This is a genomic window from Sulfuricaulis limicola (assembly GCF_002355735.1).
Lineage (GTDB): Bacteria > Pseudomonadota > Gammaproteobacteria > Acidiferrobacterales > Sulfurifustaceae > Sulfuricaulis > Sulfuricaulis limicola.
Map to the genome: position 1 here is coordinate 1,958,625 of NZ_AP014879.1, position 25,478 is coordinate 1,984,102.

General features: G+C 59.9%; 27 protein-coding genes. 9 read left to right on the forward strand and 18 right to left on the reverse strand.

Features of this window, described 5'->3' with window-relative positions:
- Positions 1-83: 83 nt before the first annotated feature.
- The 5 genes from SCL_RS09365 (at position 84) to SCL_RS09385 (ending at position 9,569) form a co-directional block, all read left to right on the forward strand.
- The gene (locus SCL_RS09365) at positions 84-1,088 is read left to right on the forward strand and encodes a putative zinc-binding metallopeptidase (RefSeq protein ID WP_096360970.1); all 1,005 of its coding nucleotides are present in this window, start codon (positions 84-86) and stop codon (positions 1,086-1,088) included.
- 211 nt (positions 1,089-1,299) lie between these two features.
- Positions 1,300-2,319: a D-alanine--D-alanine ligase family protein gene (locus SCL_RS09370; RefSeq protein ID WP_096360971.1), complete on the forward strand. Its 1,020-nt coding sequence runs from the start codon at positions 1,300-1,302 to the stop codon at positions 2,317-2,319.
- 196 nt (positions 2,320-2,515) lie between these two features.
- The gene (locus tag SCL_RS09375) at positions 2,516-2,974 is read left to right on the forward strand and encodes a ligand-binding protein SH3 (RefSeq protein WP_096360972.1); all 459 of its coding nucleotides are present in this window, start codon (positions 2,516-2,518) and stop codon (positions 2,972-2,974) included.
- A 289-nt stretch (positions 2,975-3,263) separates the two neighbouring features.
- The gene (gene metH, locus SCL_RS09380) at positions 3,264-6,989 is read left to right on the forward strand and encodes a methionine synthase (protein ID WP_096360973.1); all 3,726 of its coding nucleotides are present in this window, start codon (positions 3,264-3,266) and stop codon (positions 6,987-6,989) included.
- Positions 6,990-7,187: 198 nt separating this feature from the next.
- Complete coding sequence (locus SCL_RS09385; protein WP_148665062.1) at positions 7,188-9,569, forward strand: putative bifunctional diguanylate cyclase/phosphodiesterase; 2,382 nt, start codon at positions 7,188-7,190, stop codon at positions 9,567-9,569.
- A gap of 13 nt (positions 9,570-9,582) precedes the next feature.
- Here the strand turns inward: SCL_RS09385 and SCL_RS09390 are convergent, their stop codons facing one another.
- From SCL_RS09390 to SCL_RS09400, 4 genes are all read right to left on the reverse strand, one after another.
- The gene (locus SCL_RS09390) at positions 9,583-10,008 is read right to left on the reverse strand and encodes a hypothetical protein (RefSeq protein WP_096360975.1); all 426 of its coding nucleotides are present in this window, start codon (positions 10,006-10,008) and stop codon (positions 9,583-9,585) included.
- 72 nt (positions 10,009-10,080) lie between these two features.
- Positions 10,081-10,218: a hypothetical protein gene (locus SCL_RS14270; RefSeq protein ID WP_172426008.1), complete on the reverse strand. Its 138-nt coding sequence runs from the start codon at positions 10,216-10,218 to the stop codon at positions 10,081-10,083.
- 52 nt (positions 10,219-10,270) lie between these two features.
- Positions 10,271-11,029 carry a methanethiol S-methyltransferase gene (mddA, locus tag SCL_RS09395; protein ID WP_096360976.1) on the reverse strand — a complete coding sequence of 253 codons (759 nt, stop codon included), beginning with the start codon at positions 11,027-11,029 and terminating at the stop codon, positions 10,271-10,273.
- 67 nt (positions 11,030-11,096) lie between these two features.
- Positions 11,097-11,330, reverse strand: a complete 234-nt coding sequence (locus tag SCL_RS09400) for a heavy-metal-associated domain-containing protein (RefSeq protein ID WP_096360977.1) — start codon at positions 11,328-11,330, stop codon at positions 11,097-11,099.
- Positions 11,331-11,568: 238 nt separating this feature from the next.
- Between SCL_RS09400 and SCL_RS09405 the strand changes: the two genes are divergently transcribed.
- From SCL_RS09405 to SCL_RS09415, 3 genes are all read left to right on the forward strand, one after another.
- Positions 11,569-12,294 (forward strand): response regulator, encoded by a 726-nt coding sequence (locus SCL_RS09405; protein ID WP_197702585.1) that lies wholly within the window; start codon positions 11,569-11,571, stop codon positions 12,292-12,294.
- 183 nt (positions 12,295-12,477) lie between these two features.
- The gene (locus SCL_RS09410; RefSeq protein WP_197702586.1) at positions 12,478-14,445 is read left to right on the forward strand and encodes a hybrid sensor histidine kinase/response regulator; all 1,968 of its coding nucleotides are present in this window, start codon (positions 12,478-12,480) and stop codon (positions 14,443-14,445) included.
- Positions 14,446-14,616: 171 nt separating this feature from the next.
- Positions 14,617-15,141: a glycine zipper 2TM domain-containing protein gene (locus tag SCL_RS09415; protein WP_172426009.1), complete on the forward strand. Its 525-nt coding sequence runs from the start codon at positions 14,617-14,619 to the stop codon at positions 15,139-15,141.
- A 92-nt stretch (positions 15,142-15,233) separates the two neighbouring features.
- Here SCL_RS09415 and SCL_RS09420 read toward each other — a convergent pair whose 3' ends face one another.
- Positions 15,234-15,542: a hypothetical protein gene (locus SCL_RS09420; RefSeq protein WP_096360980.1), complete on the reverse strand. Its 309-nt coding sequence runs from the start codon at positions 15,540-15,542 to the stop codon at positions 15,234-15,236.
- Positions 15,543-15,997: 455 nt separating this feature from the next.
- Positions 15,998-16,381: a tautomerase family protein gene (locus tag SCL_RS09425; protein WP_096360981.1), complete on the reverse strand. Its 384-nt coding sequence runs from the start codon at positions 16,379-16,381 to the stop codon at positions 15,998-16,000.
- A gap of 324 nt (positions 16,382-16,705) precedes the next feature.
- Here SCL_RS09425 and SCL_RS09430 point away from each other — a divergent pair.
- Positions 16,706-17,862 (forward strand): IS3 family transposase gene (locus SCL_RS09430; RefSeq protein ID WP_231969805.1). Its coding sequence is split into 2 segments (ribosomal slippage): positions 16,706-16,973 and positions 16,973-17,862, totalling 1,158 coding nucleotides; the frame shifts between segments, so codons are not numbered across the junction.
- Here SCL_RS09430 and SCL_RS14105 read toward each other — a convergent pair.
- The 12 genes from SCL_RS14105 to SCL_RS09480 all read right to left on the reverse strand — a co-directional run bounded on the left by SCL_RS14105 (position 17,824) and on the right by SCL_RS09480 (position 25,059).
- Positions 17,824-18,327, reverse strand: coding sequence for a hypothetical protein (locus SCL_RS14105; protein WP_148665064.1), 504 nt, complete (start codon positions 18,325-18,327; stop codon positions 17,824-17,826). The two genes, SCL_RS09430 and SCL_RS14105, sit on opposite strands and share 39 nt — an antisense overlap.
- Positions 18,328-18,348: 21 nt before the next feature.
- Entirely contained in the window at positions 18,349-18,870 is a 522-nt protein-coding gene (locus tag SCL_RS14110) for a hypothetical protein (protein WP_148665065.1), read from the reverse strand.
- A 21-nt stretch (positions 18,871-18,891) separates the two neighbouring features.
- Positions 18,892-19,188: a BrnA antitoxin family protein gene (locus SCL_RS09435; protein WP_096359579.1), complete on the reverse strand. Its 297-nt coding sequence runs from the start codon at positions 19,186-19,188 to the stop codon at positions 18,892-18,894.
- Positions 19,178-19,444: a BrnT family toxin gene (locus SCL_RS09440; RefSeq protein WP_096359577.1), complete on the reverse strand. Its 267-nt coding sequence runs from the start codon at positions 19,442-19,444 to the stop codon at positions 19,178-19,180. Before SCL_RS09440 ends, SCL_RS09435 begins: the two co-directional genes overlap by 11 nt.
- Positions 19,445-19,498: 54 nt before the next feature.
- Positions 19,499-20,158 carry an SseB family protein gene (locus SCL_RS09445; RefSeq protein WP_096360982.1) on the reverse strand — a complete coding sequence of 220 codons (660 nt, stop codon included), beginning with the start codon at positions 20,156-20,158 and terminating at the stop codon, positions 19,499-19,501.
- 6 nt (positions 20,159-20,164) lie between these two features.
- Complete coding sequence (locus SCL_RS09450; protein ID WP_096359575.1) at positions 20,165-20,482, reverse strand: hypothetical protein; 318 nt, start codon at positions 20,480-20,482, stop codon at positions 20,165-20,167.
- A gap of 90 nt (positions 20,483-20,572) precedes the next feature.
- On the reverse strand, positions 20,573-20,860 hold the full coding sequence (locus SCL_RS09455) for a hypothetical protein (RefSeq protein WP_096360983.1): 288 nt from the start codon (positions 20,858-20,860) through the stop codon (positions 20,573-20,575).
- A 6-nt stretch (positions 20,861-20,866) separates the two neighbouring features.
- Positions 20,867-21,586, reverse strand: a complete 720-nt coding sequence (locus tag SCL_RS09460; protein WP_096360984.1) for a type IV pilus assembly protein FimV — start codon at positions 21,584-21,586, stop codon at positions 20,867-20,869.
- A gap of 80 nt (positions 21,587-21,666) precedes the next feature.
- Positions 21,667-22,299 carry a hypothetical protein gene (locus SCL_RS14115; protein WP_148665066.1) on the reverse strand — a complete coding sequence of 211 codons (633 nt, stop codon included), beginning with the start codon at positions 22,297-22,299 and terminating at the stop codon, positions 21,667-21,669.
- Positions 22,300-22,492: 193 nt separating this feature from the next.
- Positions 22,493-23,458 (reverse strand): Vgb family protein, encoded by a 966-nt coding sequence (locus SCL_RS09465; RefSeq protein ID WP_096360985.1) that lies wholly within the window; start codon positions 23,456-23,458, stop codon positions 22,493-22,495.
- 384 nt (positions 23,459-23,842) lie between these two features.
- Positions 23,843-24,544: a ferritin-like domain-containing protein gene (locus tag SCL_RS09475; RefSeq protein WP_096360987.1), complete on the reverse strand. Its 702-nt coding sequence runs from the start codon at positions 24,542-24,544 to the stop codon at positions 23,843-23,845.
- A gap of 113 nt (positions 24,545-24,657) precedes the next feature.
- The gene (locus tag SCL_RS09480) at positions 24,658-25,059 is read right to left on the reverse strand and encodes a DNA-binding transcriptional response regulator (RefSeq protein ID WP_096361925.1); all 402 of its coding nucleotides are present in this window, start codon (positions 25,057-25,059) and stop codon (positions 24,658-24,660) included.
- Positions 25,060-25,478: the final 419 nt, after the last annotated feature.

Sequence of the window (25,478 nt, forward strand, 5' to 3'; positions counted from 1 at the left end):
CAAAGGAGACAGACATCTCTTCCAAAAAAACGAAAAACCGCAGGAAACCGCGCCGGAAAAAACCCGCCCGGCGTCCCACGATCATGTCCTGGACGCGCAAGTCGGACGAGAATCTGCTCGACACCCGGCTGTGCGACCTCGGCCTCACGCTCGAAGGTGGCAAGATGCAGAAAGAGGTCGAGCTGCTGTGGCGCGAGCTCGTCAACCGCGGTTTCGCCTTCCGCCCGCACGTGTGGCTGTCGGACTGCTGGTTCTGTCCGGACGGCGTGCCCGGCTTCGCCATCCCGTTCTACCTCGTGCACCCGCGGCTGATGCGCCTGGAAAAGGCTCAGATGCTCGAATTCGACGGCAACACCTCGGAATCGCGCATGAAGCTGCTGCGCCACGAGACCGCGCACGCGCTGGCCAACGCCTACCGCCTGCACCTGAAACAGAGCTGGCGCCGCCGCTTCGGTCGCCACAGCAAAATCTATCCCGAGAGCTACCTGCCGCGGCCTTACAGCCGTAATTACGTGCTGCACCTCGACAACTGGTACGCACAGAGCCACCCGGCCGAGGACTGGGCCGAGACCTTCTCGGTGTGGCTCGACCCCAATTCACGCTGGCGCGAGCGCTATCGCGACTGGCCGGCGCTCAAGAAACTCAATTACGTGGATGCGCTGATGAAGGAAATCGTCGGCCACGCGCCGCCGGTGCGCACCAAGAAACAGGTGGATTCGCTCAACACTCTGCGCATCACCCTGCGCGAATATTTCGCCGAGAAGCAGACACGCCTGCAACAGGACCTGCCGTACTTTCACGAAGAGCAGCTGCGCCAGATCTTTCCCGCCTCGGTCAGCCACAAGAACGAGCGCGCGGCGCATTTCATACGCCGGCTGCGCCGCGAGGCCATCAACACCGTCGCCCGCTGGACCTCCGAGTCCCGCTACCGCATCAACCTGACCATCGAGGACATGATCCATCGCTGTGAGGAGATGAACCTGCACGCCGCGCGCGACAAGGACGAAACCAAGATCGCGCTCATTTCCTCGCTCGTCATGCTCTACATGGGCTCGCTGCGCAGCGGCATGTCGCGCCTCGCCATATGAACATATTTCTCAATCCCTCTCCCCTCCGGGGGCGAGGCGGAAACGGGAAAAGGTCCGGTGGACCTTTTCCCCGCCGAGCGGGTGCGCCCGATTCTGGCGCACCCCGGGCGAGAAGAGGTAGGGAGAGGGGCGCAATACCGCGCTATGGCACAACCTCTCACCCTCTCCCCCGCCCTCTCCCTCAAGGGAGAGGGGGTTATGAGGCAAAATCATGAAAAAGCTGCGCGTCATGCTGGTGGTGCACTACACGCTGGTGCCGCCGGACGACCTGCACGACAAGAACGACCCGCGGATGGAGAAGTTCCGCACCGAGTACGACGTCAAGACCGCGCTGCTGAACATCGGCCATGAAGTCCAGGTCGTGGGCGTCTACGACGACCTGGCGCCGATCCGCAAGGTCATCGAGGAATGGAAACCGCACATCGCCTTCAACCTGCTGGAGGACTTCGCCGGCAACAGCGCCTTCGATTACTACGTCGTCAGCTATTTCAAGATGATGCGCATCCCGCACACCGGCTGCAATCCGCGCGGCCTGCTGCTGGCGCGCGACAAGGCGCTGACCAAGATGATCCTCACCTATCACCGCATCAGCGTGCCGGACTTCGACGTGTTTCCGCTGCGCAAGAAAATCAGCAAACGCCGCAAGTTCACCTGGCCGCTGATCGTCAAATCGCTGACGGAGGAAGGCTCGGTTGGCATCGCCAAGGCCTCGTACGTGGAAAATGAAACCCAGTTGCGCGAGCGTGTCGCGCTGATTCACGAAAAGCTCAACGGCGACGCCATCGCCGAGCAGTTCATCGAAGGGCGCGAGTTCTACGTCACCGTGCTGGGCAACACCAAGCTCGAAGTGCTGCCGATCCGCGAGCTGGTGTTCGGCAACGCCGAACCGGGCACACCGCACATGGCGACCTACAAGGTGAAATGGGACGACAAGTACCGCGAGCGCTGGGGCATCGAATACCAGTTCGCGCGCAACCTGCCGAACGGCACGGAAGAGCGCATCAGCAACCTGTGCAAGCGTGTGTATCACCTGCTTGACATGGACGGCTACGGCCGCATCGACCTGCGCATGGCAGCGGACGGCGAGCTGTACGTGCTGGAGGCGAACCCCAATCCCGGCATCGCGCGCGACGAGGACTGCACCCTGTCCGCCATCAAGTCCGGATTGAGTTACGAAGACTTCATCCAGCGCATCCTCCACTTGGGGCTGACGGCGCGCTCCATCGAGTAACCCCGACGGGATATTCCGACCCCCAGGTCGGGATACGCCACGCATGAATGGCCTGCCTCTTGCACCCTTGAAACCCTGAACTTTTGTACCCATATTGTTGACTAATTCAGTAAGGAATTGGTAAAAGGGAGTTGGTTAATCCTGAAACAGAACGCGGGCCGCAAGGCCCGGATCTTGTAAAACGGAGGTAATCGTTATGGCAGAACTCATCAATGGCTTCCCCTCTGACGGCATCGTCACGATCAACCGCGTGCTGCTCAAACCCCAGTACACGGTGGACGACCTGCAGGAACGTGTCGCGGTACTGTGCGAGAACGTGAAGACCTACCACTCCGACACCGGCTTCGTCGGCGGTTTCGTGGCGCTCAACAGCGGCGCCATTTCCAACGAAGGCTCGACCATCGGGCAGGCGGTGAAAAGTCCGCTCAAGGACAAGGAGGCGCTGATCGTGACGTTCTGGCGTTCCTTCGAGGAACATGAACAGTCGCACCGCAGCGACACCTTCCAGCCGCTGTTCAAGCAGGTGCTGGAGTTGTGCGAGAACGGCAACGAGGAAATCGCCTACTCCATGCTCTGGTCCGGCCGTGCCTACTCCCCCGAGGAGGCTAAAGAGGCGCGCAAGGCCAAGGCCAAGTACGGCAGCAAGGCGGCGTAACGGGCCGCCGGTTTCATCCGTTGGTTGTTCGACAACCCCGCCGAGAGGCGGGGTTGTTGTTTGGGGGATGTCATTCCCGCGAAAGCGGGAATCCAACCCATCCGTCATGCCGGCGGAAGCCGGCATCCAGTTCTTTATTCAGTCGCGCGCAAAGCGCGCGAACCATTTAATGCCTGGACCCCGGTTTTCGCCGCGGTGACAGAGAGCTTGCAAAGAGGTTGATGAAAGCAATTCCCCAGGCTTTCCGGTAAACTCCCGAAGCTCTTATAGAGCCAGAACCTGAAGAAGAATGCCCCAACGTCCCTACGTCGTTCCCGACAGCGCCCGACGCGAACGCCTGTCCCGGCTCGAGAGCCTCCTCCAGGAGCGAATCCTGATCCTGGACGGTGCCATGGGCACCATGATCCAGCGCTACAAGCTGGGCGAAAAAGATTATCGCGGCGAACGCTTCGCGGGCTGGGCGCACGAGCTGAAGGGCAACAACGACCTGCTCACGCTGACGCAGCCGAAGATCATCCGCGACATCCACGCCGCCTATCTCGACGCCGGCGCCGACATCCTCGAAACCAACACCTTCAACTCGCAGTCCATCTCCATGGCGGACTACAAGATGGAGGAGCTGGCTTATGAACTGAACCGCGAGGGCGCGCGTCTGGCGCGCGCCGTGGCCGACGAATTCGAGAAGAAGAATCCGCTCAAGCCGCGCTTCGTCGCCGGCGTGCTCGGCCCGACCAACCGTACCGCCTCGCTGTCGCCGGACGTGAACAACCCGGGCTTTCGCAACGTCACGTTCGATCAACTGGTCGCGGCCTATACCGACTCGCTGCGCGGGCTGATCGACGGCGGCTCCGACATCATCCTGGTCGAAACCATTTTCGACACGCTGAACGCCAAGGCCGCGCTATTCGCCGTCGATCAGTACTTCGATAACCACGGCCTGCGTCTGCCGATCATGATTTCCGGTACGATCACGGATGCCTCGGGCCGCACCCTCTCCGGCCAGACGACCGAGGCGTTCTGGAATTCGCTGTCCCATGCCAATCCGCTCAGTATCGGTCTCAACTGCGCGCTCGGTGTGACCCAATTGCGCCAGTACGTGGAAGAGATGGCGCGCGTCGCCAGCGTGCACGTGTCGAGCCATCCCAACGCCGGCCTGCCGAACGAGTTCGGCGGTTACGATGAATCGCCCGAGTTCATGGCCAGGCACGTCCGCGAGTGGGCGGAGTCGAGCTTCCTCAACATCGTCGGCGGCTGCTGCGGCACCACGCCGCCGCACATCGCCGCCATCGCCAGGGCCGTGGACGACGTCCGCCCGCGCTCGCTGCCGAAAATCGAGCCGGCTTGCCGGCTGTCCGGCCTGGAGCCGCTTAATATCACGGACGACTCCATGTTCGTGAACGTCGGCGAACGCACCAACGTCACCGGTTCGGCGGCATTCAAGAAGCTCGTCCTCAACAACGAATACGACAAGGCGCTCGACGTGGCGCGCCAGCAGGTCGAGAACGGCGCGCAGGTAATCGACATCAACATGGACGAGGCCATGCTCGACGGCGAGGCCGCCATGGGCACCTTCCTGAACCTGATCGCCTCGGAGCCGGCGATATCGCGCGTGCCCGTGATGATCGACTCCTCGAAGTGGAGCGTGATCGAGACCGGCCTCAAGCGCACCCAGGGCAAACCGATCGTCAATTCGATTTCGCTCAAGGAAGGCGAGGAAAAATTCATCGAGCACGCACGCGCCTGCCGCCGCTACGGCGCGGCCGTAGTGGTGATGGCCTTCGACGAATCCGGTCAGGCCGACACGCTCAAGCGCAAGCAGGAAATCTGCGCGCGCTCGTACAAGCTGCTCACGGAAAAGGTCGGTTTCCCGGCCGAAGACATCATCTTCGACCCGAACATCTTCGCGATCGCCACCGGCATCGAGGAGCACAGCAACTACGCGGTGGATTTCATCGATGCCACGCGCTGGATCAAGCAACATCTGCCGCATGCGCTGATCTCGGGCGGCGTGTCCAACGTGTCGTTCTCGTTCCGCGGCAACAATCCGGTGCGCGAGGCCATTCACTCGGTGTTTCTCTATCACGCCATCCAGGCCGGCATGGACATGGGCATCGTCAACGCCGGCGCGCTGGCGGTGTACGAAGACATCCCGGCCGAACTTCGCGAGCGCGTTGAAGACGTGGTGCTCAACCGTCGCGCTGACGCCGCCGAACGGCTGATCGAGATCGCCCCGAAATACGCCGGCAAGGGCGAAGCGGCCAAGGGCCCGGACCTGGCGTGGCGCGAAAAGCCGGTGGCCGATCGCATCAGCCACGCGCTGGTGCACGGCATCGACGAATTCATTGAACGGGACACGGAAGAAGCGCGCAAGCAGTTCGCGCGCCCGATCGAAGTGATCGAAGGCCCGCTGATGGCCGGCATGAACGTGGTCGGCGACCTGTTCGGCGCCGGCAAGATGTTCCTGCCGCAGGTGGTGAAGAGCGCGCGCGTCATGAAAAAAGCGGTGGCGCATCTGATCCCGTACATCGAGGCCGAGAAGTCCGCCGACGCCAAACCCAAGGGCAAGATCCTGATGGCGACCGTCAAGGGCGACGTGCACGACATCGGCAAGAACATCGTCGGCGTGGTGCTGGCCTGCAACAACTACGAGGTCGTCGACCTCGGCGTGATGGTGCCGGCCACGAAAATCCTGGAAGAGGCGAAGAAGCACAACGCCGATATCATCGGCCTGTCCGGCCTGATCACCCCGTCGCTGGACGAAATGAGCCACGTCGCGAAGGAGATGCAGCGCCAGGACTTCAAGGTGCCGCTGTTGATCGGCGGCGCTACCACCTCGCGCGTGCACACGGCGGTGAAGATCGCGCCCGGCTACGAAGAACCGGTGGTGTGGGTCAAGGACGCCTCGCGTGCCGTGGGCGTGGCGAGCAGCCTGCTGTCCGACACGCTGCGCGCCGGTTTCCTCGCCAAGCACCAGGCCGAGTACGACGAGGTACGGGCCCGCCATGCCGGCAAGAAGCAGAACGTGCGCATGCTGACGCTCGCCGAAGCCCGTGCCAACAAGGTGAAGATCGACTGGGCCGCGTCGTCCCCACCTGCCCCTGGCCGGCTTGGTGTGCAAACCCTCAAGAACTACCCACTCGATGAACTCGTGCGCTACATCGACTGGACGCCGTTCTTCATTACCTGGGAACTGCACGGCAAGTACCCGGCGATCCTCAGCGACGAGAAGGTCGGCAAGGAAGCCAGCAAGCTCTACACCGACGCGCAGGCGATGCTGAAGCGCGTGATCGCCGATCGCGCGTTCGCCGCCAACGGCGTGATCGGCCTGTTCCCGGCCAACAGCATCCACGACGACGACATCGAGGTGTACACGGACGAGACGCGCACGGCACTGCGGACCACCCTGCACACGCTGCGGCAGCAGGACGAGAAGCCGCCCGGCAAACCGAACCGTGCGCTCGCCGACTTCATGGCACCGAAGGGTTCCGGCAGGAAGGACTATATCGGCGCGTTCGCGGTGTGCATCACTGGCGCGGACGAACTGGCGAAAAAGTACGAGGCGAAGCACGACGACTACAACGCGATCCTGGTGAAGGCGCTGGCCGACCGTCTGGCCGAGGCCTTTGCCGAGCGCCTGCACGAGCGCGTGCGCAAGGAGTTCTGGGGTTACGCCGGCGGCGAGGCACTCGACAACGACGCGCTGATCCGCGAAGAGTACGCCGGCATCCGCCCCGCGCCCGGCTACCCGGCCTGCCCGGACCACACCGAGAAGGAACTGTTGTTCAAACTGATCGACGCCACCGCCAACGCCGGCATCAAGCTCACCGAAAGCTTCGCCATGTGGCCGGCGGCGGCGGTCAGCGGTTTCTACTTCTCGCACCCGCAGTCACAATACTTCGCCGTCGGCAAGCTGGCGAAGGACCAGGTCGAGGACTATGCGCGCCGCAAAGGGATGGCGCTCGGCACCGTCGAACGCTGGCTGTCGCCGAATCTCGGCTACGAACCGCAGGAATAACCCCACGCCGTGATTCACGCGCCGACACTGCATTTTCCGGTGCCGGCGCCGGTTGCAATTTGATCTTTCGCAAGTCCTCCCGGCGCGAGGAGTGCTAGGGTAATACGCTGTATTCTTTCCACTGAAGCCATGCTGTAGCTGGACCGGATACCTGTGTCATCGCAAGCCATCGCTTGCTGAATAGCGGGGGTGATTTCTGTGAGTCTGCCACAATGGCTATCCCTGGATCGCTTCATGCGCCCGCACGGCATTGCCTGGTTCGTGCTCGCGGTCACGCTGCTGCTTTCGACCCTGCTCGCCTGGAACATCCAGCGCAATATCGATCTTCAGGAACGCCGACGCTTTGACGACGCGGTGTTGCAAACCCTGACGGCGATCGAGCAGCGCATGGCAGCCTACGCCGACACCCTGGGCGGCGTCAGCGCCCTGTTTTATGCCAGCGAGCACGTCACCCGGCGCGAGTTCCAGACCTACGTCAACACCCTGCGCGTCCCGGAACGCTATCCCGGCATGCAAAGCCTGGGTTTCATCCGCCGCGTGCAGGAGTTCGAGAAACAGACTCTCGCGCAACAGATCCTCGAAGAACACCGCAACAATCCCTGCGGCTATCCCGACTTCCCGATATTCCCGGCGCGCACCAGCACCGAGTACTTTCTGGTGGTGTTCGTCGAACCGATTGCCCAGAATCGCGCACTTTTCGGCCGCGATGCGTTGACCGAGCCGGCCTGCCGTGCCCCCATGGAACGGGCGCGCGACACCGGTGAAATGTCGGCCAGCGAGCGCATCATGCTCAGGCACGGAAACATGGACAAACCCGGCTTCGTGCTGATGCTGCCGCTGTACGAACCGGGCGCCGCGCTCCACAACATGGAGAAACGGCGCCGCGCGCTCATCGGCTACGTGTTCGGCAACTTTCTCGTTAACGACCTGTTCCAGGGCATCTTCGGCAAGCGCGTGGTGTCCAATCTCGGCATCGATCTGGAAGTATTCGACGGCCGCCAGCTCACGCGCGAGCAACTGCTATACGACGATGACACGGTGCTGCACAGCGGCGAGGCAGAGCCCTCCAGCCCGTACCATCAAGTGGCCGAGATCAACGTCGGCGGACGCGTCTGGAGCCTGTCGTTCACGGCGTTGCCGGCATTTCACGACAAATTCAGCAGCAAACTTCCGATGTTGTTCTTCATCGCCGGTTCCCTGCTGAGTTTCCTGCTCTACCGTGTGATCCTGACGCGCGCCGTCCACGCCAGCGAGCGGCGCCAGTACACCGAGATGCTGGAACGCCAGGCACGGCATGACTCGCTCACCAACCTTCCCAATCGCAGCTTCCTGCTCGAACAACTCAAGGAGAAGCTGCAGAAGAACCCCGGCAACCCGGGGAACATGGCCTTGCTGCTGATCGATCTCAACGGCTTCAAGGAAATCAACGATACCCTCGGGCATCAGAGCGGCGACACGCTGTTGCAGCAGATCGGCCCGCGCCTGCAGAAACTGCTGCGCCCGACCGACGCGCTGTCGCGGCTCGGCGGCGACGAGTTCGGACTGATGCTCACGCCGCTGCGCGGAGTGGAAGAAGCGGAGATCTGGGCCAAGCGGGTGATCGATGAAATCCACAGGCCGTTCGAACTGGACGGCATCACGGTGCAGATCGACGCCAGTGTCGGCATTGCCCTGCATCCGCTGCATGGCGCGGACGGCAGCACGCTCATGCGCTGCGCCGACGTGGCCATGTATGTCGCCAAGAAAAGCCACCATGGCTATGCCGTCTACCAGCCGGAGCTGGACATGCACAGCCCGCGCCAGCTGTCGCTCATGAGCCAGATCGAGGAAGCCATGCAACTGGAGCAGCTGGCGCTGTACTTCCAGCCCAAGATCCGGCTTCAGGACGGAAACGTCATCGGCGTCGAGGCGCTGATCCGCTGGCATCATCCCGGGGAAGGACTGATACCGCCCGGCGAGTTCATCCCGCAGGTCGAGCGCAGCACCCTGATCCGGCCGTTCACGCTGTGGGTGATCGAACATGCCCTGATGCAATGCCGGCAATGGCAGGACCTGGGCCTGCCGACCAAGGTGGCGGTCAATATATCCGCGCGCAACCTGCTCGACAGCGAACTCCCGGACGACGTGGAAAAACTGCTCGTCAAACATCGCGTGACGCCGGATTATCTCGAACTCGAAATCACCGAGAGTGCCATCGTCGCCGACCCGGGGCGCGCGCTGGACATCCTGACCAAGCTGCACGATCGCGGCGTGCACATTTCCATCGACGATTTCGGCACCGGTTATTCCTCGCTGGCGCACCTGAAGAAGCTGCCGGTGTCGAGCCTGAAGATCGACGCCTCGTTCGTGAGCGACATGACCGAAGATGAAAACGACGCCATCATCGTCCGCTCCACCGTCGATCTGGCACACAACCTCGGAATGAACGTCATCGCCGAGGGCGTGGAAGACCGGGAAACGCTGGATATCCTCAAGGTCCTCGACTGCGACTACGCGCAGGGATTTTTCATCTGCCGGCCGATCCCCGCGGCCGATGTCACCGAATGGCTGCGCCAGCACACGCCTCAATCACACCACTGACCTCAGCCGCGGATCACACGGCCCGCGCCGGCTCGGGCGGCAGCCCCTGAAGAATGCTGCCGCGCGTGGGCGGTGCCAAAATCGTGCGCATCACCAGCGACCGGCTGAAGGGTTCGCTCCGGTTCCAGGGCATGAGCGACATGAAGCGCGCCAGCGGACAATAGCCGAACAGCACCATGGCCGAGGTGCCGATGAGCTGGATGTAATAGATGAAATAGAGCGGCTCCCACTGCCCGAGCAGCAACAGGCCGAGATAGCCCATCCGCACCTGAACCGGAAACGACACCGCGTTGCGATCGCGCAGCGCGAAGTGAATCCACTGCACCACGGTCAGCCCCATCGCCCAGTAAAACGCCTCATTGCGGCCCGAGAGTCCGGCAATCAACAGCGGGACGGTGGCGAGCCAGTACCACCAGCTGGCATGACGATATTGAAACATGTTTGATCCTCCATCAGGGTCGAGATACGGGTTATACGTTCTTTTATTTGTACACAAAAAAACACCGCGTCGCTAATCTGCGATGCCCATCAGATACATAATGACCGGCACGGCCAGCCACAGCAGGCCCTTCACCAGGAAAAACGCGAAACCGGCCATACCCAGACGTTTCCAGAAGCGATTTTCGATATTGCCTGTCAGCGTGCTCATGTCATTTCCTCCTGGTCATGGGTGGCGCGGCACGGGCCGCGCCACCCGGTTTTCAGGCCGCCTCCGAATCGATCCCGGACGGACGTCCGCCGAGACGCGGTACCAGCATCGGCACCTGTTTGCGGTACTCGACGTAACGCGCACCGTGCTCGGCCACCAGATCGCGCTCTTCGAGGCGGATGGCGATCAGAATGTAGACCGTCGTCATCAGCGCGAAGAACAGGTGCGCCGCGGTCATGGTCGGCGTGGCCCAGAAGGCGAAGATGAAGCCGACATAGAGTGGATGGCGCACGATCTTGTACAGGGCCGGAGTGCCGAAATTGACCGGACGATATTCCTTGCCGCGCAGATAGAGCCACACCTGACGCAGTCCGAACAGATCGAAGTGATTGATCAGGTAGGTCGCCACCAGTACCAGCCCCCAGCCGAAGGCGCAGAGTCCGTAGAGGACATCCCGGCCGACCGGGTTCTGCACGTCCCAGATCACCCCGCCGATGGGCTGCCAGTGCGCGAACAGCGCGATCAGCGCCAGGCTCGAAAACAACACATAGGTGCTGCGCTCGACCGGCTTTGGCACGAAGCGCGTCCACCAGCGCTTGAAGGCCGGGCGCGCCATGACGCTGTGCTGCACCGCGAACAGCCCGAGCAGCAGCGCGTTGATCAACAGTGCCTCGCCCAAGGGGCCCGCCGGCGTCGAGTCGATGGACTTCGGCACGATGAAATTGCCGACGAAGCCGACGGCGTACAGGAAGGTTCCGAAGAAAATGGCGTAACAGATCACGCCGTAAGTGAATGCCGCGATTCTTTTCATGACTATTGTCTCCTCAATGGATGGTTGATGGTCCACCCGGACGCGCGACGCGCGTCCGGGTGCCGTGCTACATGCCGATCAGGCGCGCATCGAATCCGTGGCGCACGACGGTGCCGAGAATCTTCTGCGAGTTGACCGTCTCCGGGTCGTAGTCCACCAGCACCAGACGGCGCGCCCGCTGGCTCACCCGCGCCCGGCTCACGCCGCGGATGCCGCCGAGCTCGCTTTCCAGCTCGCTGCCGTGCCGACGGCTGATCGCCTGTTTCAAATCCACCACTACATTGGCCTTGTTCGTTTGCATGACACTCGTCTCCTGTTTCGATTGAGGTTTGATTCGGGTCGCTCGTCCGTCACCGGCTGAACCGCCCGCCCGGCAGCGCCGTCCCTGGTTTCGTCTCCGCATGGACCGCCTCTGCACGATCCGAACTCTAGGCCCGGCATGTATCGGCATGATTTCGCGCAAGCGGATTTTTGTTGCCGGTTTGTATCAGCGTGTTGCTATAATCCCGGCGTTGCTCAGGCCGGACCCGGGAGAAAGCGTGGAGAAAAAACAGCGCGTTCTGGTGGTCGACGACGAAGCCGCCATCCGCGAAATGCTGTCCGAATACCTCGACTCCCACGGATTCGAGGTCATGGCGGCGGACAGCGGCGAGACCATGCGCGAGCTGCTGGCGAAAAACGTGCCGGACGTGGTGCTGCTGGACGTGAACCTGCCGGGCGAGGACGGGCTGACGCTGGCGCGCTACGTGCGCGAGCGCTTCGATCTCCCGATCATCATGGTGACCGCCGCCGACGAGGTCGTGGACCGCGTGGTCGGACTCGAGGTCGGCGCCGACGACTACCTCACCAAACCCTTCGATCCGCGCGAGCTGCGCGCCCGCATCAAGACCGTGCTGCGCCGCTACCAGCGCCCGGGCACGGCCCCGGTGACCCCGGCCGCGGGCCAGGCGACACAGCGCGTCCCCTTCGGACGTTGCACGCTCGATCTCGACCGGCGCCAATTGCTCGACGCCGACAACCGTGAAATCCCGCTCACCAGCATGGAATTCGACCTGCTCAAGGTGTTCGCCGAGCGCCCCAACCGGGTGCTGACCCGCGACCAGATCCTGAATCTCACGCGCAACCGTGACTGGGACCCCTTCGACCGCAGCATCGACATCCGCATCGCGCGCCTGCGCAAGAAAATCGAGGCCGACCCGGACAAGCCCGCCACCCTCAAAACCGTGCGCGGCTCGGGCTACATGTTCGTGCCCAGCCCCGGCTGAGCCCGGCGTTTCATTTCAATTGTTTCAATTTTGTAACTCCGCTTGGCAGTCGCCGGGGCGCGGGTACACTAGCAACCTAGGTCAACACTTCGCCAAACATCATTCCCCTCTCCCCCACGTTGTGGGGGAGAGGGGATCTTCGATGCGAACTGCTGCCTCAGGACACTGGCTTCAGATAAATACATGACCACGCAACCCGAATCCTTGATGCCGCCGATGGCACGCGACGCGGACAGCGTCCCCGTCCTGCAGCAGATTCTCGACCACGCCACCGCCGTGGTATACGTCAAGGATCGTGACGGCCGTTATCAATTCGCCAACCGCCTGTTCCTGGACCTGTTCCGCCGGAACGCGAGCGAGGTCATCGGTCGCACCGACGCGGAAATTTTCCCGCCCGAGATCACCGCCAACCTGCACCGCAACGATGCGCTCGTGTTCGAGCGCAATGCACCGGTTGAGTTCGAGGAGCAGGTGCCGCAACAGGACGGTACGCATACCTATCTCTCGCTAAAATTCCCGCTGTACAACAGCCGCAATGAGACTTATGCGGTATGCGGCATCTCCACTGACATCACCGAGCGCAAGACCGCTGAAGAGGCGCTACGCGCGAGCGAAGAGCGCTATCACACCACCTTCAACGCCTCCGTCGACGGGCTCGCCCTGTGCACCCCCGACGGGCGCATCATGGACGCGAACCCGGCGTTCTGCCGCCTGCACGGTTACACGCGCGAGGAGTTGCTGGCGGCCGAGTCGTTCCAGTTCGTGCACCCGGACAGCCATCTGCGCTGCTGGGCGTTCTTCGAGGCCGCGAGCGCCGGTCACAGCCTGAAGTCCGAGGCCAGGGCCAAGCGCAAGGACGGCACGATCTTCGATGCCGAGGCCCACGGCGTGCCGGTGCACTATGGCGACGAACCGCACCTGCTGCTGATCATGCGCGATATCTCCGAACGCAAGCAGGCCGAGGCCGAGCGCATCCGGCTCGAGGCGCAGTTGCGCCAGGCGCAAAAGATGGAGGCCATTGGCCATCTCACCGGCGGCGTGGCGCACGACTTCAACAACATCCTTACCGCCGTCATGGGCTACGTCGCCATGGCGCAGGAGCGCGTCGCGGCGCAAGGTGACGAAAAACTCGACAAGTATCTCGAGCGCGCGTTGCGCTCGGGCCGCCAGGCGCGCGACCTGATCCAGCAGATGCTCACGTTCTCGCGCGGCCAGCGCGGTGAGCCGCGCGCGTTGCAATTGCCGCCGCTGGTGAAGGAGTCGGTGAAGCTCATGCGTTCCACGCTTCCTTCCAGCATCGAATTCAATACATCGCTCGACGCCACGCTGCCGGCGGTGCTGCTCGATCCGGTGCAACTGGAACAGGTACTGATGAACCTGTGCATCAACGCGCGCGATGCCATGCAGGGCGCCGGCCAGCTGCACATCGCGCTGGAGAAAATCGCGCACCGCGACGGCGTGTGCACTTCCTGTCACCAACCGGTGCGCGGCGATTATGTCGAGCTTATCGTGCGCGACACCGGCTCCGGCATCGCGCCCGAGGTGGTGGAACGCATGTTCGAGCCGTTCTTCAGCACCAAGGAGGTCGGCAAGGGCAGTGGCATGGGGCTCTCGACCGTGCACGGCATCGTGCACGAGCATGGCGGGCATATCCTTGTCGAAACCCGGCCGGGCACGGGCGCCACTTTTCGCGTGCTGTTCCGGCCGATGTCGCAGGCCGAAGGCAAGAGCGGCAGCGAAGCGACGGAATCATCCACCAACGCCGCCGAAGTACGCCAGCTCAACGGCCGCGTGCTGGTGGTGGACGACGAACCCGCCGTCGGCGAGTTCATGGGCGAGCTGCTGCAAAGCTGGGGGCTGGAAGTTGTCGTGAAACCCAACGGCGCCGATGCCGAGGCCCTGTTCGCGGAAAACCCGCAGCACTTCGATCTGGTGGTAACCGACCAGACCATGCCGAGAATGACCGGCATCGAACTCGCCCAGCGGCTCATGGCCAGACGCCCCGGGTTGCCGGTGATTCTCTACACCGGCTACACCGAGCGCCTCACCGACGAACAGACGCGCCGTTCCGGCATCCGTGCGCTCGTGACCAAGCCGGTGGATATCGGTGCCTTCTTCGGCCTGGTGCGCGACATCCTGAAGCCACGCTGAGCAGCCGCCGGCGGCGCGCGCCTCCCGGATTGGCCATCAAATAACTCAAGTTTCAGGCCCGCCGACATGCGGCCAAAACCTCATGACGGCCAGACTGTCCAAGGCGGTATCTTTTGGCGGACTTGCAGTAGAATCCGCGCCCAGCAGTTCGAATTTCAACAGGAGAGAACCATGGCACTCAGCACCCTGCAAATAGCCGCGATCGCTTCGGCCGCGATCGCCGTCGGCGGCGTCACCGCGGTCAAGACCGGCGTCGTCCCCAACCCGTTCCAGACGGCCAGCCAAACGGAATCCACATCGCCCGCCGCCGCCGGCAAAACCACTGCGACCAAAGCCAAAGTAGCCAAGGCGAAGCCCGCCGTGTGCCATGAATGCGGCACGGTCGCCGCCATCGAAAGCTTCACCGAAAAGGGACAGGCCTCCGGCGGCGGCGCGGTCGCGGGCGGCGTGGTCGGCGCCATCATCGGGCACCAGATCGGCGGCGGCCGCGGCAAGGACCTCGCCACGGTGGCGGGCGCCGTCGGCGGCGCCATTGCCGGCAACGAGATCGAAAAGAACGTGAAGAAGGTCACGCGCTACCGCATCACCCTGAACATGGACGACGGCACGCAGCAGACGCTCACGCTCGACGCCGCCAATGGCGTGAACGTGGGTGACAAGGTCAAGATCGAGAACGGGACGCTCGTCCGCAACTGATCAGCAGTTCAGGTTGTCAAAAAATATGCCCGCGCAAGCGGGCATATTTTTTTCAGGGAACGCTACAGCGTCTTATGGCGGACGGAGAAACTTTAATCCCTCCGTCCCCTTTCATTAGCTTCCGTCAACAGCACCGGTGACCTCGCGCCACTGTTCCCGGCTTGGTCTGCGGCGGCGCGATGATCGGTGATCGCCATGCTGGCCGGATTCGCGATAACGGCTTCTGTTGCGCTCACGGCTTCCGCTTTCGCTTCCAGCTGCATGGCGGGTTCGTCAGCGCCGGGCTTGGTGGTAAACACGCCAGGGATCAGGCCGCTGATCAGTCCGACGGCAACAAGCCCGGATACGATCAGAGAAAGCGAGATAATGTTATAAAGAGACGACTGCGGTGCGGAAGACATGTGAATTTCATCCAAATAGATGGGATTTGCCGATCAATCCCTGAGACAACAAGATAACGCCATTGCGCGTTAACCGTATCTCCCATTTGTCGGGCACTCGATGCGCCCGGTCGGATGGCGGCAAGCGTCTTTTGCTTGCCACCGTGAGGAACAACAAGCTCCGTAGGGCGCAATAGGCGGAGCCGTATTGCGCCGGATGAAGGCTACATACGGCGGAATACGCTATCGCTATTCCGCCCTACGAGCTCTAACAGTCTCGTCATTCCGGCGAAAGCTGGGTGGGGCGGAGTTTTCGTGAACACACTTAACGTGTGTTCACGCCGCCGAACGGGTGCAACGAATTTTGTTGCACCCCGGGCAGCAACAGGAATAACAAAGCCGCCCGCCGGGCGGCTTTTCTTTTTCTCCCCTCTCCCCTCTCCCCTTTAGGGGAGAGGGCTAGGGAGAGGGGTAAATTACGAAGCATACTGCGCCACGCCGTTCCCGAACGACCAGTTTTCTTTCTTGACCTCGACCAGGCTGATGAACACGTCCTGTGGCTTGAGGCCGATCGCCTTCTGCAATCCCTCGGCAATGGCTTTGTACAGCGCCTTCTTCAGTTCGACTGTGCGGCCTTCGTTCAGCGTGATCTGAATTATTACCAGGTCGTCGGTGTGCGGGATATCCAGATACACCGGTGCGTAGAGAAAATTTCCCCTGGCGTGTTCGTGGGTCACCTGAAACCGGTCCTGCGGCGGGCAGTTGATCGTCTCCACCATCGCCTGATGCACGACATCACCGATTTTATGCCGGTATTCGGCGTTCTTGCCTTCCATCAGGGAAATTCGCACGAGGGGCATGAAACCTCCGGTGAGTTTTAGTAACGCTGAGTTGAGGGGCCGAGGGACCCGCGCCAGCGGGACCCGAGGTCAGCTCAACGCACTTGTTGGGCTGACTTTAATCAGCAATTTATCGGATATATCCCGAATTTCTTTTCCTTCACGAATTTAATTTCCGGAATCTTAAACACTTTGCCGTCGACGGTAATCAACGGTAAGGTAATGAATATTTCATGTTCAATCGGCGTCTCTATTTCTGCCGATAGCAAAAATATTCTCCTGTGAACCTCCCCCGATTTCGTGGACACCCCGTTAAGGTGGACAATACCGAAATCGGAGGACCCTATGTCAGCACAAAAACGACGTCAATACACCGAGGAGTTCAAGACCGAGGCCGTGCGCCTGGTGCAGGAAAGTGGTAAACCCGTGGCCGAGATCGCACGGGAGCTCGGCATCGCGGAGAATCTGCTGTACCGCTGGCGAACCGAGGAACATAACGCACGTCGCCTCGGGACCACGCGGACGAACCTCAAGGCCGAGCACGAAGAGCTGACGTGTCTTCGCCGCGAGCTCGACACCGTGAGAAAGGAGCGTGATTTTTTAAAGCGTGCGGCGGCGTTCTTCGCGAGGGAGCGGTCATGAGATACCGCGCCATCCGGGAGAACGTCCGCCGCTTCCCCGTGCGCCTGATGTGCCGGGCCCTGAAGGTCTCGGCGGCCGGCTACTACGCCTGGCACACCCGGCCGGAGAGCCAACGCGCGGTGCATAACCGGGCGTTGTTGGTCTCGATTCGGGCGATCCACGCCGGGAGCCGCTGCACCTATGGCAGCCCCAGCATCTGCGATGCACTGCAGAAACGCGGGCACCGGATCGGCGAAAATCGCGTGGCGCGGCTGATGCGCCTCCACGGCATCCGGGCCAAAACGGTGAAAAAGTGGAAGGCCACGACCGATTCCGGCCATAAACTGCCGGTGGCCGCCAACACACTCGATCGGCGGTTTGCGGTCGACGAACCGAACCGGGTGTGGGCCGGTGACATCACCTACGTCTGGACGCGGGAAGGCTGGCTGTATCTCGCCGTGGTGCTCGATCTCTACTCGCGGGCCGTGATCGGCTGGGCGATGGGGCCGCGGCTCACCGCCGATCTCGCCACCCAGGCACTGACCATGGCGCTGTGGCGGCGCAAACCGGCCAAGGGGCTGCTGCATCACTCCGATCGCGGCGTGCAGTATGCGAGCGGCGATTACCAGGGACTGCTCGGCCGCGCCGGCATGACGTGTTCGATGAGCCGCAAGGCGAACTGCTGGGACAACGCCTGCGTCGAGAGTTTCTTCGGCACGCTCAAGAAGGAGCTGATCCACGACCGGCGCTATCTCACGCGGGAAGAAGCGAAACAGGACATCTTCGAATACATCGAAGTGTTCTACAATCGGCAACGTCGTCATTCGACCCTCGGCTACCGTTCACCGGCCGAGTTCGAGGCGATGAACCAAGTTGCTTGAGCCGGTGTCCATGAATTTGGGGGAAGTCCACCTGCCTTCAAATAACCCGAATTCATCCTCCGTATCTCCTTTAAACACTGTCGACTCAAGTTTCTCCAATTCTTTCTTGAATGTTCCCCTGAATAGATGGAGCTTCATAAATTCCAGGTTCTGGTGCTTCGGGTTCGTTACTGTTCGCATCGAAACTTTTTTACTCTGTAGTGAAACTTCCATACCGACTGGGACAAAAAGTCTTAACATGAATTCTCCCGGCGGTTTGTCGAGGGCGTCTTCGCCGACGGTCGCCTCTAGCGTTACTCGGTCCATTTCATGTCGCCATATATTCTTAGGAGCGTTTATGGCTCCGCAGGCCTTTGAAATAGCTTGACCGCCTGGCGCTTCTGGCTTGTAGTAATCCACCGACATGGGCACACAAGCTACTAGTGCCATGCACCACAACAGTGCCAAAGTTAATCCATTTTTCATGTTGTGGCCCAACGATAGAACTCAGCCGCGCGGTTTCTGCGTCGGCTGAAGTGATTTGTTAGGCTCCTTAAATTCAATCATTGCCCCATCACCGAAAGCTTCTTCGATTGCGGATTTAAGGCTCGCTTGAAGTTCAGCCTCTCTTTTGCCTTTACTCCAACGACCAAAATCATAAAATACAACCCGTATTTTGTGATACTGACGATCAATCAGTAGCGTTACTTGCAAGTTTTTCGATGCACATGAAATCAATCCGCAAATCGCGTAGGTCGCTTCGTATGCTTCACAAGGCTGCGTGTAACTGTTAATTCCCTGATCTGCATCACATCTGATAGTTTTTAGTTGTTCTGATCTTGCCCATTTTCTGAAGATAACGAGCACTTCTTCAAACTTTTTTTGCTCTTCACCTCTAATTCCATCTGTGCTGGAGATATCAAGCTCTGGTCGTAAAACGTAGTTGTCAAACCGCCAACAACTAAAGCCCATAAGCGGCATCACTGACAACACAATTACAATTCTGAAACGCAATCCCACTTTTCGCATATTTGGAGCCTAACGCAGAGTTCACCGGCGCGCCGTCTTTGCGCGTCCGGTGGAACGACGTGTTAGCCGCGATTTCTCTGGAAGCTCTTCTCGGATAATTTGACGCAATAAGGCCGCAGTGACGGGTTGTTCGTTCTTTTCCAAGAAGGCTTTCAATGCTTCGTTCATCATCGTTTGATATCCAATACCGGCACGTTCGGCACGGGACCGGAATTCATCCAGTATGGAATCATTGATATAAATCGTAATACGAGTCTTGCCCTTTGCAGGAATCAGAGCGCCTCGTTTCCCTTTCGAAAAATCGTATTCAGTTCTCATAGCTTTTCACCTCATGTCGCGTGGCATGACGAGCCGATATGATTCGGATTTCCTCGTCACGAAGTGTGTAGATAACAACCAGGATTTCTCCAGCGCTGCCCATACCAACTGCAACAAACCGTTCTTCATCAATGGAGTCCGGTTCCAGCCGATGGATCGCCAGCGGGTCATAAAACACACCTTCGGCGTCCGCAAAGGAAACCCCGTGCTTTCTCAGATTACTTACGGCTTTTGCAGGATCGTATTGGAAGCGCACTGATTCAGTATATGCACTATATGCATACACCGCAAGTAAATGGATTTTTGGCGGCTAACGTTTGAATTCACCGGCCTGCGGGGCTTTTCGCGCAGGTCCGGTGGAATGAATTGTTAGGTCACTTTGGGCATTCTTGGAAAGAAACTCAAGCATCGGCCGTTCGAGCGGCAAAGCGTTGTGGGCCGGATTGATTACAACTCCGTCGTACGTGCTCCCTTGCAGCGCAAAAGACCAAGCGTCATGAGCAGGCAGGACCCAGCCCGTAACCTCTAACTTGGTGTATGCCTTCAGCGCCTTCCAATCGGAGAACAGCACGAGGTAGTTCTTCCCGTCTTTCCCCGCTGACAACACACCAAAGTGAGTGCCTTTCTTTAGAACTGTTCGGCCCGGCTTAATACCGATAGATGGCTTTTCGCCATCGGGAAGCATGGCAGCCAAATAGTTGGCGCGTTGTAACTCGAGAAGCAACAGGTCCTTTGCCGCGGTAGAGTTTTCGGAAACCACTCGGTCCATAGCATGGACAAGGGAAGGATTCTCTACCGCCGTATTCAGGTCCACCGGAGGAGCGCCACTCCCAGCGTTGGCACCCGCGCCAAACGCCAGAAGAGAAGTGAATGCGAGCCGCAACTTTTGCAACATGGTGAGTGACCTAACGCCGCGCTTGAGCGGCGCGCCGCTGTATGGCGCGTCCGCCTCGAAGCGCTTGTTGGGCATGAATGTTCATTGTTTGAGGATAGACGAAACAACAATACTGAGACCGAAGACAACCGCCACCACAACAAACGCGAGCGCTACTCGCAGCCACGAAAACTGTTTCGTTGAGATTTCTTTGCCGTGCTTCTCGGAGAAGAGCCACCCAAAAAACCCTTCACCCGCGACATAAGCGGGAGGACCAACTACAACTAGAAGAAACCACCCAAGATCGGTTTTCGGTAGGTCGGGCCACAGTTGCAGGATGAGCAGGGCCGCCACAACAAGCCAAACTGCCGCAAGGCCAAAAAGAAACTGAAGACGCTTGGTGGGTTTCTCTCGCTGCATTCTGGTTATGCCCAACGCCGTGTTGAGCCGCGCGGGGTACGACTGCCAAACCCTGCGCCAGCGTTACACCGCGTCGGCTCGAATAAGAAGTTAGGCATTGAATGCTCCAACTTTCCACGCTATTCCGAACGCGACGACCAGCAAAAGGAAAACAGAGCCGAATATAGTAGCGACTTCGGACTGAACAATAATGCGACCATCGGGCGCACGCGCAAAACCGTGCCACGGAAATTTCATTTTGTCGTCTTCGGGTCTTTGGCCTTGTACTGCTCCCAGAGAAAGAATTGCAATGAGGGTGTAACCCACCATACCGCCTATGGCTTCCCAAAAGGGAAGAAGAAAGATCGTGGATAACAAGTAAACAATCTGTGGTTTCATCGATGCCTAACGCTTCGGTTGAGCGGCGTGCCGTTTTTGCGCGTCCGCCTCGAACCGATTGTTAGGCCGCCTTAGAGCGCTTGGCCAATCGCGGCCGAATCGCGTGATCCCAATTGCCACGCAAGCAAAGGCAAACAACACAATGCTAATGAAGGCAACAACGAAGACAAATACATATGGATCACTATTCCAGGAGATGTAAGGATTATCTAGTACGAATATGTTTGGTATCTGGCCCATCACGAGTTTCGAGATAAAGAAAATTGTTGCAGCGATGACGATGGGTAGCATGACGAAAAGTCCGAGCCAACGCTCGCGGCGTTCTTGTAAACGCCTCGGTTCTAGCTCAACCAGCAAGCGCTCAAGCTCTTGTTCCCCCCGTTCGAGTTCTGTTATTGCAGCCAACGCTTGTGCACGGTCTGCGGAGTCCGTCAGTGCTTCGGCTTGTCGGCGCAAGGCACCGAGATCGACCCGATTGCGCTCCTGAGCGAGACCTCCGTTTTTTATTGACTCGATAGGGCTAGTTGGGCGGGTTGAACCGTCGATTCCCCTGGGTGTTGTGAAGGGCTCCTTCGCCTTCTGTTTTATTTCAGCAAGTTTGATGCGAAGCGCACTGCTAGGTTTGCGGGTGATCGCTGACTCTAGAATTGAGATCGCTTCCGAAAAGCGCCCATAAGCCGCATAGACTTCAGCTTCTTTAATCACGTCATCGGTTTTGGTTTGCATAGCTGGCCTAACGCCCCGGTTGAGCGGCCGAGGACCCGCGAGCAAAGCGAGCGGGAACTCGGTTCGCCTCGAACCGGATGTTAGGGGCCCGCAAACGGGAACCAAGAACCATGAGAAATGCCCTTAAAATTTATCTGTGGTGCTGAGAGTAGCTGCTCTTTTCTATGAACCCCCGCAATTCTGATTGCAAACGGTTGTTTAGGGTCCGGAGTCATCACCGGATACGCCAGTATGTAGCTTCCTCGCCGAATTTGAACTGGTTTTGATAAATCGTTTGTTGTGAGGTCCTGTTCTTGATAAGTACATTTCGTGTGACGAGCTTCGTCAGCTGCGCAAGGGAACGGGCCCCCTGCAGCAGTTGGTGACAGAGTTTTGCCGTCAATATCAAGCATTATGCCACTGGGAGTAAGAGTGAACTCTTCGCTTTGTGGGTAGAAGTAAAGTGCGACGTGGAAACTTTGACCAGAACGGTCAAGATTGCGGCAACACATGATTGGGATTAATGGGAGAACTGGACCGACAGCATCTATTCCCGGTTTGTAGTTTAGAGGTATTACCCTGTACACGATTCCGTCTGCATAGAATGTGCCGTCTGCATCGAGCCGGTGTTCGGATGTTTCAGTGATATAGGGTTCACTTACGGAATAGGTGCCGCCCATCGCGCAGCCGTTTAGCGCAACAGCTACAAGTACCACTATGACAGCGCTCTTCATAGTTGAGGGCCCCCTAACTAAAAGTAGACGGCCTAAATGTCGTTTTATAAAGCGACATAATACTGTATATCCATGCTGTATAGTTTTTATATCTTTGTTATTTCAGTCAGTTACGAATTTTTATCACGACAATATTTAAAACTGCAAACACGACATAGGGGTAACGAGCGGCGCCCCTCTTTTTTTCGATTACTCACTCCCGAATCACCGCCAACTTATCCACTCCCGACAAAGGCAACCACACCTCGCCGGGCCGGCCGAGAATCTGGCGCACGGCACTGCCGTGGCTGGGCAGCGGAATCACTTTGAATTGTTCGGTCCTGGGATCGAAGCGCACCATGGCGTTGGCACCGAAATCGGACAGCCAGACAATGTCCCGGCTGTCCACGTACACCGCGTAAGTCTGCGGGTTGTCGCCGGGAAGTTTCCACTCGCGCCACTGGTTCGTTTTCGGGTCGTACACCGAGACCTGGCCTGAGTTCCATTCGCTCACCCAGATGCGGCTTTGGGAATCGGCCCACACGCGCCGCGCGCCCTGTTTGGGCGTGGGCGGTTCGAGCACCGTGGTCTGTCCGGTTTTGGTGTCGATGCGCGCGATGTGCGAGCCGGCGAGCGAGGCGTAGTACACGCTCCCGTCGGGCGCGGTACAGATGCCGTACGGTCCACGCCAGCGCGGGGCATTGAACATTTCCACCTTGCCGGTTTTGGGATCGAGCCGGCCGTAATAGCCGGTCTGGCCGGTAAACCAGAGGACGCCCTTTCTATCGAAGGTCGCGGTGTTGAGATTGGCGTTGGGCATGTCCTTCGGCAACGGAAAAACTTGCGCCTTTTCGGTCTTGGGGTCCACGCGCACGATGGCGTTGAGACCGCTGTCGGTGATCCAGGGCGCGCCGTCGGGCCCGACGATCACGCCATGCGGCGCGGAATCCCGGCCGAGCGGGATGTGTTTGGTAAATCCGGAAACGGTATCGAGCCAGCCGAGCTCACCCAGGGCCTGCGCGGTGTACCACACGCCGCCGTCACGCGCCGGCGCGACGTCATGCGGGTGCGAGCCTTTGGGAACGTCATATTCCCTGATGATCGGCTCGGCGGCATGCGCCGGGGCCGCGCATGAAAACGCGGCCGCCGCGACAGCGAACAGGAAAACTCTCCTGCGCATGCTTTTCTCCCTGGTCCGGCCAGACAGGGAGATATTACGCCTGCTTGCGGAATGGGCAAAATGGGGCTGTCGGCGATAGCCGATGGACGTCACCCTCTCCCCTTCCTCTCTCCCTCAAGGGAGAGAGGAAATATGTCCGGCGCGCGGGACGCGCCCTGCATCCGCCGTCATTCCGGCGGAAGCCGGAATCCAGTGCCGTTTATGTCATCGCGCGCAACGCGCGCGATACCATTCAAAGCCTGGATGCCGGCTTTCGCCGGCATGACGGCATATATGGAAGGCATGCGGCAGAAAAGCATTCGGCGGGTTACGCGCCTGCGGCGCTAACCCGCCCTACATTTGATTAGCCGGCAATGTATGGCGTGCAGATTGCGCGATGCATTTTCAAGCCGGAACCCCCGCCATCTCGCGCACCGGCTGGTGGCCGGCAGCCGGGGCCGCGGCAAGCTCTGCGATCAACTCCTTCTGGCGCTCTTCCAGCATCCGGCACAACCGGACGTAGTCGGCACCGACGGCTTCGAACAGGTCGCGCACGGAAAAACCGAAACCGTGGAAGGTGTCCGTCAGCGCTTCGATGCGCACCGGCAGGCGCTCAATAAATGCCTGGCGTTCGGTTTCGGAAATCTTCCCCAGTTCCTGTTTCAGCCGCGCGACGCCGAAAGCAACGTGATCAATTTCATCGGTGAGCGGAACGCGCAGCGATTCGCGCGTGCCGGGGTCAGCCAGCGGTACGATGCGCTCCACCGCCTCGCTGCCGAGCGCCTCGACGCAGATATAGAGATCGGCCAGGAAATCGATCCACGGCAGCGTGCGGAAATGCGCGCGGATCATTTGTTCCTGTTCCGGCGTGATGACCGGCATCGGCTGCGTGCCGAAATCGCGCATCCACTGGCGCTGGATGGAAACATGGCGGCTCTCGTCGCCGACCTGCTTGGCCAGCGACAGCTCGGCGTCTTCGTCGGGCGCCTGCGTCAGGCGTTCGGCGCAGATTTCCATGATGAGGCGGTCAACCTGGGTGTAGAGCATGAGCAACTGGCCCATGGACTGGCGATAGTCGGAGGAATTGGAAACAGGCTCCGTGTTCATTGGCGTCTCCTTGTCAGATGAAGGGCGGGATGTCCGGCGTCTTGTGGCGGGCTCCGGTACGGAAAACTGTGACAGGCGGACAGCGCGGCCGGTTCCGGCCTTTTGTCGGCGGATCAGCCGGCGGCGGCGCGATGCAGACTTTGTTCGAGATTCGCGGTATCGATGGGAAACGGCAGGGTTTCGTGGATGGGATACTGGTTGGTGAGGCGAGTGAGCTGGTGCGCGTGTTCTTTCTCGTAGAAAACAATGACTTTGGTTCTGGGCGTGCGCTGCACCACGGCCAGCAGTGATTCCAGGCTGCTGGTGCGGTCGCGGAAATCCGACTGGAAATTGAACTCGGCGACAATGACATCGGGGCTGAGTTTTTTCAGCAGGCCCAGGGCCTTGCGCACCGAGGCCGCCGATTCGACCTCATAACCGGCCTGGCGATACAACGGCTTGAAATCGGGATAGCCACCGAGTTCGATGATGGAAAGCAGCAGGCGCTTGGGGGAATTCGCGGCGGGATGGGTCATGCTCGGCTCCGAGCCCGCATCTTCACCGTATCGGCGGGTTTTGGCAACGGCGCGGCGAAAACCGGGGCGGGCCACGGCAAGCGGCCGGCCCTACCGTTGGCAGCCCCGGCCGGAGGCTGGGACTGCATCTTTATTAATCAGCCGGTTTCCCGGTAGAATTCATGTCGCTGGAGAGCTTTCGCGGTACCCGCAGAACAATAAAAACTCCGTTTTTGCCGCAGCAAGCAAATCTGGGCGTCAAAACATGACGCTTTGGTGACCGGTTTCGTCCGGCAACCAGGGACTTTTTGGCTGCGCTGCGCCGTCTTCTCACGGGCGGAGCGCGTCAGCCGGATGTCCGGTCAGAATAAGAACAGAACCACAGGGGTATGAATCTTGCCTGGAATTAAAGGAACGCGACGGTACCAGTCCTGTCGGGG